Here is a 17,445-nt window from a genome sequence, read left to right on the forward strand (position 1 = left end):
CCGGCGTGGCCGGCGCGGCGGCCGCGGCCGCCCCGTCGTCCGCGCCGCGCGGGGCGGGCTCTTCGGCGGGCCCCCAGGTGATCTCGAACGAGCAGTCGCCGGCGCTCACCGCCAGCCGCGTCAGCGGCCCGGGCACGGTGTCCACCAGGCAGGCGACCTCCTCGCGCAGGGCGCGCAGCAGCCCCTCCCGGTCGGGCCGGCCCGGCGCCAGGCCGCCGTGCCGCTCCCCGGCGGCGCCGGTGCCGGAGGTTCCGCTGGCGGCGCCGTTCCCGTGCCCGGACGGGCCGCCGCCCACGCCGTTCGGGGCCGGGTCCCGGGACGGGGTCGCCCCGTTGCGGCCGTGCGTCACGTCCCCCCGGGAACGGTCCTTGACCATGCCGTTCCCGGCGGCGCGCCGCGCGTCGTCCGCCGCGGCGTGTGCGAAGTGTTCAGACATCGGCGACCACCCCCAGGTCGCGGAAGCGGGCGTGACGGCGGGCCACCAGTTCGGCCCCGTCCAGCCCGTCCAGCTCGTGCAGCGCGGCCAGCACGGCCGCCTTCAGTGCGTCGGCGGCGTCCTCGGGGGCGTGCTGGGCCCCGCCGCCGGGTTCGGGCACCACGCCGTCGGCGACGCCGAGCCGCAGCAGCTCCGGCGCGGTGAGGCGCAGCGCCCCGGCCATCGCCGCCGCCCGGCCCGGATCCCCGCACAGGATCACCGAGCAGCTCTCCGGGCTGATCACCGAGTAGCAGGCGTGCTCCAGCATCAGCACCCGGTCGGCCACGGCCAGCGCGAGCGCCCCGCCGCTGCCGCCCTCGCCGATCACGGTGGTGACGACCGGCACGGTCAGCTCGGCCATCGCGGCGATCGACTCGGCGATCGCCCACGCCTGGCCGCGCTCCTCGGCGCCCACGCCCGCCGCCGCGCCCTGCGTGTCGACCAGGGTGACGACGGGCAGGCCGAGCCGCTCGGCCAGCCGCATCAGCCGCACCGCCTTGCGGTAGCCCTCGGGGTGCGGCATGCCGAAGTTGCGGGCCACCAGGCCGGCGGTGTCGTGCGCCTTCTGGTGGCCGACGACCATGACGTTGCGTCCGCCGAGCCGGGCCGGGCCGCCCACGACCGCCGGGTCGTCGCCGTGCAGCCGGTCGCCGTGCAGCTCGACGAAGTCGGTGCACATCATGCCGATGTAGTCCAGCGTGGTGGGACGGCCGATGTCGCGGGCGAAGCGCACGGTCTGCCAGGCGTCGCGCGGCGGCGCGTCCGGCCGCGGCGGCGCCTCGTACCGCCCGGCGTCCGCCGCGCGCGGCGCGCACAGCGCCAGCAGGCGGGCGAGCACCGGGCGCAGGTTGGCACGCGGTTCGACGCGGTCCACCATGCCGTGCTCGCGCAGGTACTCGGCGGTCTGGAAGCCCTCTGGCAGCGCCCGCCCGGTGGCCGACTCGATCACCCGCGGCCCGGCGAACCCGATCAGGGCGCGCGGCTCGGCCAGCACGATGTCGGCCAGCGTGGCGAACGACGCGGTGACCCCGCCGAAGGTGGGGTCGGTGAGCACGCTCACCGTCAGCACCCCGGCGCGCGCGCAGGCGCGGACCGCCTGCGCGGTCTTGGCCATCTGCATCAGCGACAGGCAGCCCTCCTGCATGCGGGCGCCGCCGGAGGCCACCACGAGCAGCAGCGGCGTGCGGGTCGCCAGCGCCTCCTCGGCCGCCCGGGTCACCGCCTCGCCGACCGCCGAGCCCATGCTGCCGCCCAGGAACGCGAAGTCCATGACGGCCGCCACGACCGGCCTGCCCTGCACGGTGCCGCGGCCGCGGACGACCGCGTCGTCCAGGCCGGTGCTCTCCCGGGCCTTCGCCAGCCGCTCCGGATAGGGCATCCGGTCGCGGAAGCCGAGCGGGTCGACGCTGCGGACGCGGTCGGGCGCGGCGGTGAACGACCCCGGGTCGAGCAGGTGGCCGAGGCGCTCGGCCGCGCGCAGGCGGTGGTGGTGCCCGCAGTCGGGGCACACGCCCAGCGCCCTGGTCAGCCTGGGGACGTACACGATCGCGCCGCAGCCCGCACACCGCACCCAGCGTCCGGCGACCTGGGCGCGCCCGTCCGAGGCGGCCGGGGCGCCGCCCTTCATCCGGTCCCCCGCGCGGCGGCACCGGGCGGCGCGAACCCGCGCAGCGCGGGCCCCTGCGGGCCCTCCTCCGGCGTCCACCGGTAGAACTCCTCGGCCATGGCGTCCTTGGGCGTCCGCCACGTCGCCGGGTCGTAGGCCATCACGTAGTCCTGCAGGTCGTCGCTGAGCCGCTGGAAGTCGGCGCGCCCGCGGGCGCTCTCCACCGCCGCCCGCGCGTCCCCCGCGAATTCGACATAATGGAAATACAGTCCGTGGAACTGGTAGAGGTGGCGCCGGACGACGCCCAGCGCCCGGGGCAGTTCCGACGCGTCCGACTCGGCGAAAAGCCGGGCGACGCCGTCGGCCCCGCCGGGTTTGAGACGGGCGACGATGAGGGTCCGATCAGACACGGCGGCTCACACTCCCGATTTCCCTGGAAAAAACACGATGCCCATCACATTAGGGCGGTATTTCACCCGCGTCTTCCCACGCCGACCTGAATTGCCGCGTCCCCCGCGGGGCGGTCAGCTCATCCGCTCGGCGGAGGTCATCGCGACGCCCGGCCGCAGCAATCCGCACTCGTAGGCGTGAATGACCAGCTGGACGCGGTCGCGGACGCCGAGTTTCTGGTAGAGGTGCTGCACGTGCGATTTCACGGTGCTCTCCCCGAGGGAGAGCAGCCGGGCGATCTCCTCGTTGCCGTAGCCGCGCACCAGCAGCTTCCACACGTCGGTCTCGCGGGCGGTCAGCCCGTCCAGCGCGGCCGCCGAGGCGGGCGTGACGGTCGGGCGGCGGGCGAACTCGGCGATCAGCCGGCGGGTGACGGCCGGGGCCAGCAGCGCGTCCCCGGCGGCCACCACCCGCACCGCCTCGACGATCTTCTCCCCGGGCACGTCCTTGAGCAGGAACCCGCCGGCCCCGGCGCGCAGCGCGGCGAACACGTGCTCGTCCTGGTCGAACATGGTGAGCATGATGATCCGCACGCCGGGCACGCCGTCCGGGCCGCACAGACGCTGGGTGGCCTCGAGGCCGTCCAGGCCCGGCATGCGGATGTCCATCAGCACCACTCGCGGACGCGTCGCCTGGGCCAGCCGCACCGCGTCCAGCCCGTCGCACGCCTCCCCGACGATCCGGATGCCGTCCGCCTGCGCGAGGGTGGCCCGCAGGCCCTCGCGCACCAGCGGCTGGTCGTCGGCGATCAGCACGCGCACGGGTTCCACTGCCTGCGCCTCCGTTCCAGGGCACCGCGAAATGACGGTGAATGCGGGGAGCGCCGCCGGACGCGAGCCCGCCGATCGCTATCCGCGCGCCGGGGCGGCGATGGTCCGGCGGCTCGGCACGTCGTGCGGCAATGGACATATACCGCCGAGCGCCCCCTGAATTCCCATGCGTTGCCCAAAGGCGGGCCACTTCCCCGGCGATCATCATCGAGCGGCCTTCTCCCCGCGCCGCGGGAATGGGGCACCGGCGCCCTTTCCGCCGGAGCGTCCGCGCGCCGGTCCGGCGCCGTCAGTGGCCGCTGAGCGCGGGCTCGGGCGGCGGCGCCATACGGGTCGTGACGGTCTCCATCATCGCGTTGCGGAAGTACTCGGCCGCCCCTTCGGGCGTGCTCATGTCGCGTTTCTCGGCCAGGTGCCGCTCCAGTTCGCGTTCCAGCTTCTGGATGTTGGGATCCTGGGACAGGTGCCGCATCAGCGTCGGCAGGTCCCCCTCGATCTCGATCATCCGCACGACGATGTCGTCCTTCATGAACACCGACGTGCTGATCAGCCGCGACTTGCCGTCGGCCAGCTGCCGCGGGGCCCGGTACCCCGACATCAGCTTGCGCACGGCGTCCTGGCTGCCCGGCTTGATCCGGAACATGACCGCGTGGCGTTGCATGGCGTCCCCCCTTGCATCGGTTGCGTCATCGGATGCTCTCCGTGCGTCACATCCTTTGCTGCGACGGTGCGCGCTGTCTCCCGTCGGCCGGATGAACATGCGTCTCCGCCGCGGGAGGGGGGACGTCGCCCGCGGTGAGGAGACACGGCGGGGAGACCGCGCGCCCCGGGCGTGCGGCGCGGCGCGCGCCGACCGGCTGATGGACTATCCCATGATGTCGCTTTATGTAATCGAACATACGCTGTGCGTAGTCGAAGGGGGACATCATGGGCGAGACGCAGGTGCCGGTTCTGATCGCGGGCGGGGGCACGGTGGGCCTGGCCATGGCCGTGTTCCTCGGCCATCACGGGGTGCGCGCGCTGGTGGTGGAGCGGCGCGCGGCACCGTCGGACCATCCGCGCGCCACCGGGCTCAGCGGGCGCACGCTGGAGCTGATGCGCGAGGTCGGCCTGCAGCAGGCCGTGGAGAAGGAGTGCTACGTGCCCGCCGACCGGATCTGGCGGCGCACCGTCCGCACGCTCGCCGAGCTGCGGACCGCGCCCGCCGAGTGCACCGTGCCGGAGACCCATCCCATGCTGGCCGTCGGCGGGCCGTCCGACCTGCTGACGCCCGCGCCGGTCCCCGGCAGCTGCCCGCAGGACCACCTGGACGCGGTGCTGCTGCCCGCGGCGGCCGAGCGCGGCGCCACGGTGACGTTCGGCACGGAGCTGACCGGCCTGCGGCAGGACGCCGACGGCGTGACGGCGACCGTGCGCGGCCCCGCGGGCGAGCGGCGCGTCCGCGCCGACTACCTGGTGGCCGCCGACGGTGCGGGCAGCACGGTCCGCGCCCTGCTCGGCATCGGCTGCGACGGCCCCGGGCGGGTCGGCCGCCGCACCCTCAACATCCTCTTCCGCGCGGACCTGACGGCCGTCGTCCCGCGGGTGCCGGTGCTGACCGACATCACGCATCCGGACGCCACCGGGCGGCTGGCCGCGCTCGACGGGCGGCGGCGGTGGGCGCTGCACGTGATCGCCGACGACGGGGAGCGGTACGACGAGGAGCGCTGCCGGGCGCTGATCCGCACCGCGGTCGGGGTGCCGGACCTGGAGGTCGAGGTGCTCAGCGCGCTGCCGTGGCGGCCGACCGCCCGCGTGGCGCGCCGCTTCCAGGACGGCCGCGTGTTCCTGGTGGGGGACGCGGCGCACACCGTCCCGCCGCAGGGCGCGTTCGGACTGAACTCCGGCATCGCCGACGCGCACAACCTGGCGTGGAAGCTGGCCGCCGTGCTGCGCGACCAGGCCGGCGCCGCACTGCTGGACAGCTACGATGCCGAGCGCCGCCCCGTCGCCGTGTTCACCATGGAGCAGGCGCTGCTGCGGCACCGCGACCCCCGGCTGCACTGGAGCCCCGGCGCCGTGGCCGAGCGGGCGGCGGCGGGGGCGGCCGGCGCGCCCGTCGTGCACCTGGGGTACCGGTACGCGTCGTCGGCGGTCGTCGGCGGCAGCCGGGACCTGCCGTCGCTGGAGGACATCACCGGCCTGCTCGACGGCACGCCCGGGTCGCGGCTCCCGCACCGGTGGCTGCGGCGCGACGGCGCCGAGACCTCCACCCTGGACCTGATCGGCTCCCGGTTCACCCTGTTCGCGGGGCCGGACGCGCCCGGCTGGACGGAGGCCGCGCCGGCCGCCGCCGCCCGCCTGGGCGTGCCGCTCAACGTGTACCGGATCGGCTCGGCGGACCTGGCCGACCCGTCCGGGACCTGGCACGAGGACGTCGGCATCGGCGCCCGGGGCGCGCTGCTGGCCCGTCCGGACGGCTTCGTCGCCTGGCGGACCGGCACCTACCCGGCCGACGCCGCCGCGGCGGTCGAGGCCGCGCTGGCCCAGGTCTCCGGCCGCCCCGCGCTGCTGCCGCCGCACCCGGCCGCGGCGTCGCGCTGACCGGGGCGCCGCGCGGGGCGGCGGGCGGTCAGCTCTCCGGGCGGAATTCCCCGACGGTGGCCAGCAGGACGCCGGCGGCGGACACGACCATCCCGGCGGCGACGCCGGCGGTGATGTCCTGGCCGAGGATCGGCACGGCCAGCAGCGCGGTCACGGGCGGGACGAGGTAGAGCAGGCTCGTCGCCGCCCCGCCGGAGCTGCGCCGCAGCAGGACGAACAGCAGCAGCAGCGCGGCGATCGAGTTGACCGTCGCCAGCCACGCCAGCGAGCCCAGCGCCGCCGCCGTCATCGGCACGTCCAGCCCGCCGTAGGCGGCCGCCAGCGGCAGGCAGGTGACCGCGGCGCCCACCAGCTGCACGGTCGTGCCGGTGCGCAGGTCCACCGAGCGGCCGAACCGCTTCTGGTAGAGCGTGCCGGCGGCCAGGCCGGCCAGCGCCAGGCCGGTGAAGGCGTACCCGGTCAGGTCGCCGCCGCCCGACAGCCGGCCGCTCACCGCGACCAGCACGCCGAGCAGCCCGACCGCCAGCCCGGCCCACTGCCGGGCGGTCAGCCGTTCGGCGAACAGCGGCACCGCCGCGGCGGCGACCACCAGCGGGCACGCGCTGAGGATCAGCGACGACAGGCCCGCCGGGACGCCGCGCCCGAGGCCGAGGAACACCCCGCCGAGCTGGACGGTCTGCAGCAGCACGCCGCTGACCAGCAGGTGCGCGTACACGGCGCGGCCGCGCGGCCAGGGCGCCCGCGTCGCCGCGGCGATCGCGCCCAGCACCGCGGCCGCCAGCACGAACCGCCACGCCACCAGCGCCAGCGTCGGCCCGGCGCGCGCGCCGATGGTCCCGGCGATGTACCCGCTGCTCCAGATCGGGACGAACGCCACCGGCACCGCGGACGCCGCCGCCCGGCCGACCGTCCACCCGCGGCGCCGCCCCTGGACGCCTTCCGCCGGATCCCCGGTGCGCGCGGCCTCGGACGCCACGGCTCCACCTCCCGAACCGACCTACCCAACGAAACCCATCGATAAGGTGGTCAATCGCCGTGCCCGGGCGGATCATCCCGGGTGCGGGCCTTGTCCTCCGCGTCGGAGGGGGCGTGGCCGGTTCCGGCCGGGGCGGCGGGGGCGGGTCCGGGTGCGGCGGGTCCGGGTGCGGCGCGCAGGGCGGGCCAGGCGCGGTAGACGACGGCGGCCAGGGGCACGGCCAGGGCGGCGCCGGGGATTCCGGCGAGAACGCCGCCGACGGTGAGCGCCACGATGATCCCCAGCGGGTGCAGCCGCACCCAGCGGCCGACCACCAGCGGCTGCAGCAGGTGCCCCTCGATCTGCTGCTCGACGAGCAGGATGCCGAGGAAGATCACCGCCGCCCACAGGCCCTTGGCGCTGAAGGTGACGGCGACGGCGAGGGTGCCGCTGACCAGGATGCCGACGATGGGGATGAAGCTGCCCAGAAAAATGATCACCGCGAGCGGGGCGACCAGCGGCACGCCCAGCACCGCCAGCACGATCGCCAGCACCACGGCGTTGATGGCGGCCACCGTGACGGTGCCGTGGACGTACTGCGACAGGGTCCGCCAGGCCGCGCGGCCCGCGCGGTCCACCCGCGTCCGGTAGGACCCGAGCCCGCCGATCAGCCAGTCCCAGATCTGGCGCCCGTCCTTGAGCAGGAAGAACAGGACGAACAGCATGAAGATGAAGGCGACCAGGATCTCCACGGTCAGCCGCCCGGCCTGGACCGCGGTGGTGGCCAGCTCGCCGCGGCGGGTCTCCAGGTACTTCACGCCCTCGTCCACGTACCGCTGCAGCTGCGATGTCTTCAGGTGCAGCGGCCCCTCGACCAGCCAGCGCTGCACCTCCCGGCCGGTCTGCTGCACCTCGGTGGCCAGCCGGGGGAACTGCGCGTTCGCCTCGATGACGATGTAGGTGCCGACCCCGCCGAGCACGACCATGGACAGCAGCAGGGTGATCCAGGTGGCGGCCAGCCGCGGCAGCCCCCGCCGGGCCAGCCACGCCGTGACCGGGTGCAGCAGCGCGCACAGCAGCAGCGCCACGATGATCGGGAGCACCACGATGGTGAGCTTGGTGCAGATCCACACCAGCCCGTAGCCCACGGCGGCCAGGACCAGCAGCCGCCAGCCGTAGCCGGCGGCCGTGACCAGCGGCGGCGGCACCTGCCGCGCCCCCGCCGCGGCCCCCTCCGCGCGTGCGTCGTCGTCCCTGCGTTCTTCGTTCACGGCCCCGCCTCGACCGCCGCCGACGCCCAGAGGCGGCCGGTCCAGCCAGCAGCGTGCCCCTTGGCACGGCAGGGAAACCAGTGGACGCGGCGGGCGGCCGTGCCGCCTTCTCCCGGGCGCCGGGCTCCGTCGGCGCGGCCGGACGGGGCGAGGCGGGCCATGCGCCGGACGGCGAGCAGGAGCAGCAGCACGTAGCCGCCGGCGGCCGGCAGCGGCGGGGCCGCGAACAGCATGCCGTTTCCGGCGGCCGACAGCGTGGCGGCCGCCCAGTAGCGTCCGAACGCCGCGCCCAGCCTGCCCGGCGCGGTCCGTTCGGCCGGTCGCACGCCGGTCATCGGGCGGCGGGCAGCCGGGGACGAGGCCGCCGGGCGTCCGGCGGCCTCGTCGTCGGGCGGCCACGTGGTCCAGGCCGCCAAGCGATCGGCGGGGTGTCGCTGACCGGACGTTCCGGTTCGGCTTTGCCGTGCGTCCACGCGTTCGGCGAGAGGGGCTACGCCGCGGCTCCGCCGAGCGTTTCGCGGCGGTACTCGCTGGGCGCCGTGCCGTATGCGGTGCGAAAGGCCCGGGTGAAAGCGGAGTGATAGGTGAAGCCCCAGCGGGCGGCGATTTGGTGGACCGGCACGGCCGCCATCCGCGGGTCGGCCAGGTCGCGGCGGGCGCGTTCCAGGCGCTGCATGCGGATCCACGTCGCCACCGAGACGCCCTCGGCTCGGAACAGCCGGTGCAGGTAGCTGCGCGAGATGTGGTGCGCGGCGGCGACGGCGGCCGGGGTCAGGTCGGGGTCGTGCAGATGCTCGGCGATGTAGGCGCGGATGCGCATCAGCAGCGTCCGCGTGCGCGTCTCCGGCGCCAGCGCCCGTTCGGCGTCGAGGACGTGCGCGAACATGGCCCCGACCAGGTCCACCAGGACGCCGCCGAGGCGCGGGCCGTCGGCCGGACCGTAGGCGCCGGTGTTCCTGGCGAGCTGGAGGAGGAACCCGGTCAGCAGCCCGCCGAAGCCCGACCGCCCCGTCAGGCCGCCGCCGACCAGCCGCCCGGCCAGGCCGTCCGGCAGCGGCAGCAGCCTGCGGGGGATCTCCACGCCCACGCACCGCAGCATGCTCCCGCCCCCGACGGCCCGGATGGTGCACGCCCGGGAGGTGTCCTGCACATGGAGGTCGTACGGGGCATAGGCGGCGCGCCGGTCGCCCCAGTCGGCGGTTCCGGTGCCGTTCAGGATGAGCGACAGGTGGAACGCCTCGGGGTCGGACTGCCGGATCAGCTTGGGCGTGCGGTGCAACACCAGCGGCTGGAAGGACGTCGGCCACACCGTCACCTCGCCCAGGTGCAGGTTGCGCTGCCAGGCGCGGAAGTCGCCGGCGTACTCGCTGCTCAATTCCATGGGGGCGTGCGTGGCGCTGAGGAACTCGCGCCAGTAGTCGAACCGGTCCGCCGGCGGCACGTCCTCGGTCCGGAACACCGTCTCTAGCAACAGGGATCCCTTCGCAATACTCCTCGTCGCGGTCGGTGAACGGCCGCCGCAATGGCGGCTTCGCAGGAGCAAACGATCAAGTCACGGTATTCGATCTCGCCCGGGGGACCCAATTTCCGGCGCCGGCTCTCAGCTGCCGGAACGTCAGCGGAGGGCCGTTGACACGGGATGAACATTTCCTTGACCGTGCGTCTACTCCGGCAGGCCATGCGCATGCCGTCGAATTGCGGCGGACAGCGTTTCGCGGCCCCGCGCGGAAAGCGCGGGCGGACACCGGACGGTAGCGGCGCCCGGCGGCGGCGAGCGGCCGGGTTCGCGGGTCTCTCAGCGCGGGCCCTCGCAGCAGGGCATCCGCCGGTGCTCGGAGTATGCGAGGAGGTCGTCGACCATGCGGTTGAACAGGACGGCGAGCCGCTCGCGCTGCGGCTGCGGCCATCCGGCGAGCGCGTCGTTCGTCCACTGCCGCCCGGCCCGGCGGATGCGGTCGGCCGCGTCGCGTCCCCGGGCGGTCAGCCCGACGCGGAAGGCGCGGTGGTCGTCGGGGTCGGGCAGGCGTTCGGCGTACCCCGCCTTGACCAGCCGCTGCACCTGCCGGGTGACGTGCGACGGCTCGACCGCCGGCCGGCCACCTCCCCCGGGCGCAGCGGCTCGGAGTCGGCCGGCAGCCGCAGCACCGGGACGGCCGCCCGGTCGACCGGCACCCCGGCCCCGACCGTCGCCGCGCCGTGCCGGCGGCTGCGGTTGAGCAGGTGGGAGAAGCGGGCCAGCGCGCGCTCGATCTCCACCCCGTCGGCCGGCACCGCGGGCTCCCCGGCGTGCGGTGCGGGCCGGGCGGGTTCGGCGGCTCGGCCGGACCGTTGCACGGACAAGCTCCCCATCCTGCGAATTGTTTGCTTAACTTAAGCGAGTTATTCGGCATCCGCGGACCGACCGCGCCCGCCCCGGCGCTCCAGCCCGTCCGGCGGGAGGCGGACCGGTGGCGCGCACCGGCCACGCGCAGGCGGCACGGCGGCCGCCTGACCCGGCGTCCGCATGCGCCGGCCTCGGCGGGGAGCACCGGACCGCCTTTCCGGCGCGGGAACACCAGGCCCGCCTGAGCCGGGGCGGCGGGTGAACGAGCGGGCGCAGGCCGGCCGAGCGCGGTGCGCCGAGCGGTGGAAGTCGAGGCCGCCGCGCCGTGCGGGCGGCCGCTCGGGACCGTTCCTAGCTGGAGCGGGTGCACGGTGAGCCGAAATACGAAGAAGCGTTTCGTAGATTCTTAACGCTTGCCGCGGCGATCACTCACGCTCACTCTCTTGGTCATGCTCCCGCTGATCCGTAAGGGAACCGTGGCGCTCGGAGTCGCGGCGTCCCTGATCGCCCTGCCCGGCACCGCCGAAGCGGACACCGACTGGACACCGGACCTGTCGGTCATCGACAGCGACGATGTCAACGTCCGCCACGACGGACACGCCCTCCGCCTCCGCGACACCCGCAGCGGCCCCGCCGCCCTGGACGGGGCCGTCGCCTCCGGCCAGCTCCTGCTCGCCCCCAAGGACCTGCCCGAACCGGTCAACCGGGTGAGCGCGCAGGTGACGGGCGACGCGACCGTCGAGGTGCGGGCGCACCTGGGCGGCACCGAGTGGACCGAGTGGCATCCCGCCGGCGAGGTGCTGCCGGCCCCGTCCCGCCGCATCCAGGTGCGGGTGGTGCTGTCGGCCGCGCCCGGCGGCGCCTCCCCCGCGGTGTCGTCCGTGCGGCTCACCGGCGAGCGGGTCGCGCAGCGCCGGAGCGCGGCCGCGGCCGCGCAGACGTACCGGATCTACGCCACCCGCGAGGGTCTGGTCGGCGGCACGACGGCCAACGGCCACGTCATCACCAGCAGGGACCACTTCGTCGCGCTGCCGTCCCGCCGGGGGCTGTCGGCCAAGAACGCCGGCGAGTACTCGGTGCGCGTGTGCACGACGTCGGGTTCGCGCTGCGAGTACGCGCCGGTGTGGGACGTCGGCCCCTGGAACACGCGCGACGACTACTGGAACCCCTCGTCGGTCCGGCAGATGTGGACGAACCTGCCCCAGGGCAAGCCCGAGGCCCAGGCCGCCTACCAGGACGGCTACAACGGCGGCAAGGACGAGTTCGGCCGGACGGTCGCCAACCCGGCGGGCATCGACCTGGCCGACGGCACCTTCTGGGACGGCCTGCGGCTCACCGACAACGCCTGGGTGAACGTCACGTACCTGTGGACGGGCAGCGGTCCCAAGGGCGTCGTCCGCACCGCCGGCGCGCCCCTGAACGTGCGCTCGTCCGCCAGCACCTCCGCCGGCATCGTGGGGTTGGCGGCCAACTACGCCAACGTCGTCATCGAGTGCCACGTCCGGGGTGAGACGGTGACCGGCACGTACGGCACCAGCAACCTGTGGAACCGCATCGGCCCCGGCCACTACGTGGCCGACGTCTACCTCTACACCGGGTCCGACGATCCGGTGGCCCCCGCCTGCTGACGCAGTCGCCCCCGCACACCGACGAAACGGAGCCGCCCATGAGAGTGCCCGCACGCTCGACCGCCGTCCTGCTCGCCGCCGCCCCCGTCCTGGCCCTGCTGCCCGCCGCACCGGCGATGGCCGCGCCCACGTTCCAGATGCCGTTCCCCTGCGGGCAGGTGTGGTCGGGGCAGACCCGCACCAACCACAGCCCGGCCAACTCGGTGGACTTCAACCGCACCAACGACGACGGCGACGCGGTCACCGCGTCGGCGGCGGGCACCGTCGCCCGCGTGGAGAACACCGGCAGCACCAGCTACGGGCTGTGGATCGAGCTGGACCACGGCGGCGGCTGGCGCACCCGGTACGCGCACCTGTCCGGCGAGTTCGTCACGGTCGGGCAGAGCGTGGCGGCCGGGCAGCAGATCGGCACCGTGGGCACCTCCGGCGGCTCCACCGGCCCGCACCTGCACTACGAGCAGCGCCTCAACGGCGTCGACCAGAAGATCAAGTTCAACGGGACGCAGATCACCTACTACGGCACGGCCAACTACACCAGCCGCAACGTCTGCATCGGCCCGGCCGGCACGGTCAACACCTCCGGCGCCCCGCTGACCGTGCGGTCCAGCGCGAGCACCAGCAGCTCGGCGATCGGCTCGGTGCCCGACGGCGGGACGGTGTACCTGACCTGCTACCGGCGCGGCACCACGGTCACCGGCACCTACGGCACCAGCAACCTCTGGAACAAGGTCGGCGCCGGGTACGTCGCCGACGCCTACGTCTACACCGGCTCCGACGGTCCCGTGGTCCCGGCCTGCTGACCTCCGACCGCCCCCCGCCGCCGGCGGCGGTCGGCTCACCACCTCGCCCCCCGGTGAGCCGGCCGCCGCCGTTGTCGTCGGCACGCCGCGCCGGGCGGCGCGGCGCAGCGACGGACCGGGGCCGGACACCCGTTGTCGGAAGCGGACGAACGGCTGATAACGTGACCGGTCGAGCGCGCGACGAGCGAAGTCCGGTGCGATTCCGGCGCTGTCCCGCAACTGTGATGGCCGTCCCCCGCACGGCCTAGCCAGGTCGCCTCCCGCGCGCGGATGACGTCGACCCTCGCGGAAGGGCGGCCCGTCGCGGGCGGCCCGTCCGCCCTCTGGAGGCTCCGGTGAGACCGCTACGTGCCCTGGGCGCGGCCGCCCTGACCCTCGCGCTGACGCTGACCGCGGCGTGCGGCGGCGCGAACGACGACACCTCGTCCGGCCGGGACGCGAGAGGCGGCGGCGCGATCACCGTGCAGGCGGCCAACGGCACCGTCACCCTGCCCGGCGTGCCCAAGCGGATCGTGTCGCTGTCGCCCACGCACACCGAGACGCTGTTCGCCATCGGGGCGGGCCCGCAGGTGGTGGCGGTCGACGAGTACTCCGACCACCCGGCGGACGCGCCGAAGACCAAGCTGTCGGGGTTCAAGCCGAACGCCGAGGCCATCATCGGGTACAAGCCCGACCTGGTGGTGCTGTCGGACGACCTGGACGGCATCGTCAAGGCGCTGGAGAAGGTGAAGGTGCCGGTGCTGCTGGAGCCCGCCGCCACCCGCCTCGAGGACGCCTACGACGAGATCATGGACCTGGGCACGGCCACCGGCCGCGCCGAGCAGGCCCGCAGGCTCACCGACGACATGCGCCGCCGGATCCAGCAGGCGGTGGACTCGGCCAAGCGGGCCGGCGCCTCCGGCGGCGATCCGCTCACCTACTACCACGAGCTGGACGAGCAGCTGCACAGCGTGACGTCCAAGACCTTCGTCGGGCAGGTGTACGCGCTGTTCGGCCTGCGCAACATCGCCGACGACGCGCAGCCGTCGGCGGGCGCCTACCCGCAGCTGTCCCGCGAGCACCTGCTCAAGAGCGACCCCGACCTGGTGTTCCTGGCCGACACCAAGTGCTGCGGGCAGAACGCGGCCGCGGTGGGCAAGCGCCCCGGCTGGTCCGGCCTGACCGCGGTCAAGCGCGGGAACGTCGTGGAGCTGGACGACGCCGTCGCCTCCCGCTGGGGTCCGCGGCTGCCGGAGCTCGTGCAGGCCATCGCGGACGCCGTGGGCAAGGCGTCGGCGGCGCGGTGAGGCCGCGGACGCGGTGAGAACGCTCTCGTGAGAACACTTCAGTGAGGACGCGGGAGGCGGCGCGGCTGCGCCCCCTGCCGCTGGCGGTGGCCGTGCTGGTGCTGCTGGCGGCGATGCTGGCCGCGCTGCTCATCGGGCCCGCCGGCCTGCCGGCCGCCGGGGTGGTGAAGGCGCTGGCCGACCGGCTGCCGTTCGTGCACGTGGACTCGGGGCTGGCCGCCGTCGACCGGAACGTGCTGTTCGAGCTGCGGCTGCCCCGGGTGCTGCTGGGCGCCGTGGTGGGCGGGCTGCTGGCCGTCGCCGGGGCCGGCTACCAGGGCGTGTTCCGCAACCCGCTGGCCGACCCGTACCTGCTGGGCGCCGCGGCCGGGGCGGGCGTCGGCGCCACGCTGGTGATCGTCGTGCTGTCGGACCGGCCGACGCTGGCGGTGCCGCTGGCGTCGTTCGCCGGGGCGCTCGGCGGGGTCGCGCTGGCGTACGGGCTGGGCAGCACGGCCGGACGCGGCGGGTCCGGCACCGCGACGCTGGTGCTGGCGGGCGTGGCGGTGTCGTCGTTCCTGGCGTCGGTGCAGGCGTTCCTGCAGCAGGCCAAGGCGGAGGAGCTGCAGCGGATCTACTCGTGGATCCTGGGCGGGCTGGGGCTGGCCGACTGGCCGACCCTGGCGATGATCGCGCCGTACGCGGCGGTGGCGGTGGCGACGCTGCTGCTGCACGGACGGCTGCTGGACGTGCTGAGCGTCGGCGACGAGGAGGCCGCCGCGCTGGGGCTGTCGGCGGCGCGGGTGCGGCTGACCGTGCTGGCCGCCGCGTCGCTGGCCACCGCGTGCGCGGTGGCGGTCAGCGGGCTGATCGGGTTCGTCGGGGTCGTGGTGCCGCACGTGGTGCGGCGGCTGGCGGGCGGCTCGTACCGGATCGTGCTGCCGCTGTCGCTGCTGGGCGGCGCGGCGTTCCTGACCGCGGCCGACCTGGTGGGCCGGACGATCGTGGCGCCGGGCGAGCTTCCGCTGGGGGTGGTCACCGCGTTCGTCGGCGGCCCGTTCTTCGTGCTGGTGCTGCGCGCCGTCCGCGGGCGGGCGGAGACATGAGCGTCTCGGTGCGCGGTCTGGACGTGGACCTGGAGGGGCGGCCCGTGCTGCGGGGCGTGTCGCTGGAGGTGCCCGCCGGGACGTGGGCGGCGGTCATCGGCCCGAACGGCGCGGGCAAGTCCACGCTGCTGCGGGCGGTCCTGGGGCTGGTGCGGCCGCGCGGCGGCGCGGTGCGCGTCGCGGACGCGGACCCGTGGTCGCTCAAGCCGCGCCGCCGGGCCCGCCTGGTGGCCTACGCGCCGCAGAACCCGAACCTGCCGCCGGGGATGACGGTGTTCGACTACACGCTGCTGGGCCGCTCCCCCTACATCCCGCATCTGGGCCGCGAGAGCGCCCGCGACCGGGCGGTGGCGGCGCAGGTGCTGGAGCGGCTCGACCTGACCGGTCTGGCGGGGCGCCCCCTGGACCGGCTGTCGGGCGGGGAGCGGCAGCGGGTGGTGCTGGCGCGGGCGCTGGCGCAGCAGGCGCCGGTGCTGCTGCTGGACGAGCCGACGACCGCGCTGGACATCGGCCACCAGCAGCAGGTGATGGACCTGGTGGAGCGGCTGCGGCGGGACGACGGGCTCACCGTGCTCACCACCGTCCACGACCTGACGCTGGCCGGGCAGTACGCCGACGCGCTGGTGCTGCTGTCGGGCGGCCGGGTCGCGGCGTCCGGCCCGCCCGGGCAGGTGCTCACCGCCGAGGTGGTCGGCGCGCACTTCGGCGCGCGGGTGCACGTCGCGCCGGGCCCGGACGGCCGCCCCGTGCTGTCCCTGGAGCGCTCACGCGGGGAGGGCCGGTGAGGCTGGAGACCCGCTGGCGGGAGGAGGACGGCGCGCGCCTGGCGGCCACGGTGTGGCGGACCGGGCCGGGCCTGCGGGCGATCTCCTCGGCGCTGCTGGGCGGCGGGATCGGGCCGGTCGGGTGGGTGCTGAACGCGCAGGTGCCCGGCGGGTACGCGCGGCTGGATCCGCAGGCGCATCTGCGGGAGCTGGCGGACGCCTACGGGCTGCGGGGACGCGGCGTCGCCATGATGACCGCCGCGTCCGTGGACCGCACCGTCCGGGCCGAGGACGAGGGCGTGGCGGTGTCGGCGACGGTGGGGCTGCGCGTGCCGACGTGGGCGGCCGCGCCCCCGGGCGCCGCCGATCCGGAACTGGCGCCCGTCCGCCTGGACGGCACCGCCCCCGGGACGATCAACATCGTGGTCGCGGTGCCCGTGCCGCTGGGCGACGCCGCCCTGGTCAACGCGGTCGTCACCGCCACCGAGGCCAAGACCCAGGCGCTGCTGGAGGCGGGCTGGTCCTGCACCGGCACCGCGTCCGACGCGATCTGCGTGGCCGCGCCCGCGGTGCCGGAGTCCGGCGGCGCGGAGCCGTTCGCGGGGCCGCGTTCGACGTGGGGGGCGCGCATCGCCCGCGCCGTGCACGCCGCCGTGCACGCGGGGGCCGTCGACTACGCGGCCCGGCTGCGGGACCGCGGCTGAAGCACGGCCGGCCGCCGCGCCGTCCCGGTGCAGCGCGGCGGCCGGTCTGACAGGGCCAGTGCTCTGCGGTGGGGCCTCACCTCCTTCCGGTTCGCTCAGCCCGCGTGGGACTTCAGCCCGCGTGGGGCAGCCTGAATCCGTTCAGGGAGTGCAGTCCGGTGGGCGGTTCCGGCTCGGCGGCCGGCCGGGTGCCGTTGACCGGGCCGGTGCCGTTGACCGGACGGTCGCCGCCCGGGCGGCCGCCGGCGGCGGCCCGGTCGTCGGGGGCGTCGGGCACGACCATGCCGGTCAGCGCGTCGATCTGGCGGCGGGCGCGTTCGGCCTCGGCGCGGGCCGCGTCGCGTTCGCCGGTCAGCGCGGTCAGCGCGGCGCGCAGCTCGTCGACGGTGCGCGACAGCTGCCAGTTCTGCTGCTCGCACTCGTGCAGGCGCGCCTGCATCTGGTCGCGGTCGGCCACGGCCTGGCCGCGCTTGGTCTCGGCCTCGTGCAGGGCGGCGCGCAGGTCGTCGGCGGCGCGGCGGGCGGCGGCGGCCTCGATCCGCTGCCCCTCCACGATCGTCTCCGAGTCCGACAGCCGCGAGTGCAGGGTGACCAGCTCCGAGCGGGCCGACTCCAGCGCCGACAGCAGCTCGCTCTCGCGCTCGACGACCCGGTCGCGCTCGTCCTCGGCGGCGAGCCTGGCGGCGGCGACCCGCTCGGCGGCCTCGCGCGCCTCGGCCGCCTCGCGGCGCGCGGCGTCGCGTTC

The 17,445-nt window shown here is 75.5% G+C and carries 17 protein-coding genes and 1 pseudogene; 7 read left to right on the plus strand and 11 right to left on the minus strand.

All coding sequences use genetic code 11. The features are described from left to right. The 5 genes from ABD879_RS27790 to ABD879_RS27810 form a co-directional block, all read right to left on the minus strand. On the minus strand, positions 1–436 hold a 436-nt coding region (locus tag ABD879_RS27790), incomplete at its 3' end, for a hypothetical protein (protein WP_345024610.1). Then, positions 429–2,102, minus strand: coding sequence for an acetyl-CoA carboxylase carboxyltransferase subunit alpha (locus ABD879_RS27795; protein WP_345024611.1), 1,674 nt, complete (start codon positions 2,100–2,102; stop codon positions 429–431). The genes ABD879_RS27790 and ABD879_RS27795, both read right to left, overlap by 8 nt. Beyond that, positions 2,099–2,491, minus strand: a complete 393-nt coding sequence (locus ABD879_RS27800) for a TcmI family type II polyketide cyclase (RefSeq protein ID WP_345024612.1) — start codon at positions 2,489–2,491, stop codon at positions 2,099–2,101. The genes ABD879_RS27795 and ABD879_RS27800 overlap by 4 nt, the downstream gene beginning before the upstream one ends. A gap of 114 nt (positions 2,492–2,605) precedes the next feature. Continuing rightward, a complete protein-coding gene (locus tag ABD879_RS27805; RefSeq protein WP_285493412.1) occupies positions 2,606–3,301 on the minus strand; it encodes a response regulator in 696 nt (231 codons plus the stop codon). A gap of 289 nt (positions 3,302–3,590) precedes the next feature. Then, positions 3,591–3,962 carry a SchA/CurD-like domain-containing protein gene (locus tag ABD879_RS27810; RefSeq protein ID WP_345024613.1) on the minus strand — a complete coding sequence of 124 codons (372 nt, stop codon included), beginning with the start codon at positions 3,960–3,962 and terminating at the stop codon, positions 3,591–3,593. Between the two features lie 266 nt (positions 3,963–4,228). Between ABD879_RS27810 and ABD879_RS27815 the strand changes: the two genes are divergently transcribed. Continuing rightward, positions 4,229–5,884, plus strand: a complete 1,656-nt coding sequence (locus ABD879_RS27815) for an FAD-dependent monooxygenase (RefSeq protein ID WP_345024614.1) — start codon at positions 4,229–4,231, stop codon at positions 5,882–5,884. 28 nt (positions 5,885–5,912) lie between these two features. On the opposite strand, the gene ABD879_RS27820 is transcribed toward ABD879_RS27815, so the two are convergent. The 5 genes from ABD879_RS27820 to ABD879_RS27840 all read right to left on the minus strand — a co-directional run bounded on the left by ABD879_RS27820 (position 5,913) and on the right by ABD879_RS27840 (position 10,169). Next, positions 5,913–6,860 carry a DMT family transporter gene (locus ABD879_RS27820; protein WP_345024615.1) on the minus strand — a complete coding sequence of 316 codons (948 nt, stop codon included), beginning with the start codon at positions 6,858–6,860 and terminating at the stop codon, positions 5,913–5,915. A 50-nt stretch (positions 6,861–6,910) separates the two neighbouring features. Next, entirely contained in the window at positions 6,911–8,110 is a 1,200-nt protein-coding gene (locus ABD879_RS27825; protein ID WP_345024616.1) for an AI-2E family transporter, read from the minus strand. Next, positions 8,107–8,445, minus strand: a complete 339-nt coding sequence (locus ABD879_RS27830; protein WP_345024617.1) for a hypothetical protein — start codon at positions 8,443–8,445, stop codon at positions 8,107–8,109. Before ABD879_RS27830 ends, ABD879_RS27825 begins: the two co-directional genes overlap by 4 nt. A 155-nt stretch (positions 8,446–8,600) precedes the next feature. Continuing rightward, on the minus strand, positions 8,601–9,581 hold the full coding sequence (locus tag ABD879_RS27835; protein WP_345024618.1) for a helix-turn-helix domain-containing protein: 981 nt from the start codon (positions 9,579–9,581) through the stop codon (positions 8,601–8,603). 324 nt (positions 9,582–9,905) lie between these two features. After that, positions 9,906–10,169: a MarR family winged helix-turn-helix transcriptional regulator gene (locus ABD879_RS27840; RefSeq protein WP_345024619.1), complete on the minus strand. Its 264-nt coding sequence runs from the start codon at positions 10,167–10,169 to the stop codon at positions 9,906–9,908. 713 nt (positions 10,170–10,882) lie between these two features. On the opposite strand from ABD879_RS27840, the gene ABD879_RS27845 reads away from it, so the two are divergent. The 6 genes from ABD879_RS27845 to ABD879_RS27870 all read left to right on the plus strand — a co-directional run bounded on the left by ABD879_RS27845 (position 10,883) and on the right by ABD879_RS27870 (position 16,700). Beyond that, entirely contained in the window at positions 10,883–12,061 is a 1,179-nt protein-coding gene (locus tag ABD879_RS27845) for a hypothetical protein (protein WP_345024620.1), read from the plus strand. 38 nt (positions 12,062–12,099) lie between these two features. Next, positions 12,100–12,861: a peptidoglycan DD-metalloendopeptidase family protein gene (locus ABD879_RS27850; RefSeq protein ID WP_345024621.1), complete on the plus strand. Its 762-nt coding sequence runs from the start codon at positions 12,100–12,102 to the stop codon at positions 12,859–12,861. A 335-nt stretch (positions 12,862–13,196) separates the two neighbouring features. After that, positions 13,197–14,147: an ABC transporter substrate-binding protein gene (locus ABD879_RS27855; protein WP_345024622.1), complete on the plus strand. Its 951-nt coding sequence runs from the start codon at positions 13,197–13,199 to the stop codon at positions 14,145–14,147. 113 nt (positions 14,148–14,260) lie between these two features. Beyond that, entirely contained in the window at positions 14,261–15,232 is a 972-nt protein-coding gene (locus ABD879_RS27860; protein WP_345024625.1) for a FecCD family ABC transporter permease, read from the plus strand. Next, the gene (locus tag ABD879_RS27865; RefSeq protein WP_345024624.1) at positions 15,229–16,017 is read left to right on the plus strand and encodes an ABC transporter ATP-binding protein; all 789 of its coding nucleotides are present in this window, start codon (positions 15,229–15,231) and stop codon (positions 16,015–16,017) included. The genes ABD879_RS27860 and ABD879_RS27865 overlap by 4 nt, the downstream gene beginning before the upstream one ends. Before the next feature lie 2 nt (positions 16,018–16,019). Then, a complete protein-coding gene (locus ABD879_RS27870) occupies positions 16,020–16,700 on the plus strand; it encodes an adenosylcobinamide amidohydrolase (protein ID WP_345024626.1) in 681 nt (226 codons plus the stop codon). 112 nt (positions 16,701–16,812) lie between these two features. Here the strand turns inward: ABD879_RS27870 and ABD879_RS27875 are convergent. Then, positions 16,813–17,445 (minus strand): annotated as a pseudogene (locus ABD879_RS27875) (chromosome segregation ATPase); the annotation flags it as partial.

Source organism: Actinomadura keratinilytica, assembly GCF_039539665.1.
GTDB classification, from domain to species: Bacteria; Actinomycetota; Actinomycetes; order Streptosporangiales; family Streptosporangiaceae; genus Spirillospora; species Spirillospora keratinilytica.